The organism is Vreelandella sulfidaeris, from assembly GCF_042429665.1.
In the GTDB taxonomy this organism is placed as follows: Bacteria; Pseudomonadota; Gammaproteobacteria; order Pseudomonadales; family Halomonadaceae; genus Vreelandella.
On record NZ_JBHMAC010000018.1, the window covers coordinates 1 to 578 of the forward strand.

A 578-nucleotide genomic window follows, 5' to 3' on the forward strand; every position below is an offset into this window, starting at 1 on the left:
CACAATTTAAGAGCACTTCGTCAGAAGTGTTCTTGTCAGCATGATATACATTGTTAAAGAGCGACTGTTCAATGAACAGTGATAAGGCGACGCTCGGCGTGCGACTTATCAATGGTCACGAAACAACAAACGGTATTAAGTAAATGGTGGAGCCAAGCGGGATCGAACCGCTGACCTCCTGCGTGCAAGGCAGGCGCTCTCCCAGCTGAGCTATGGCCCCAATACTAACGTTACGCAAATTCCTGTAAGGCAAGGCAAAATGCGACGACGTATAGCCTGCTATACGAGGAGCATTTTAACGCAGTATTACGGGAATTTGGTGGGTCTGGGCAGACTTGAACTGCCGACCTCACCCTTATCAGGGGTGCGCTCTAACCAACTGAGCTACAGACCCGGCTTACTATCGCCTCAAAGGCGTCACTAGCCAGCCGACCTCACCCTCCTCTCTATTAAAGGCAGGGGGTGCGCTCTAACCAACTTAGCTACAGACCCAAGAGGGGATCGTGCTTAAACCGTTTGCTCTATGATCTGATCAGGTAATTCATTGTGGACGCTTACTGTGCGTGACGCATCGTTTA

The 578-nt window shown here is 50.2% G+C and carries 2 tRNA genes; both read right to left on the bottom strand.

Annotation, left to right across the window (positions count from 1 at the left end):
• Window positions 1-144 precede the first annotated feature (144 nt).
• Window positions 145-220, bottom strand: a tRNA-Ala gene (locus tag ACFFLD_RS20180).
• A 97-nt stretch (window positions 221-317) separates the two neighbouring features.
• Window positions 318-394, bottom strand: a tRNA-Ile gene (locus tag ACFFLD_RS20185).
• Between the last annotated feature and the right edge of the window lie 184 nt (window positions 395-578).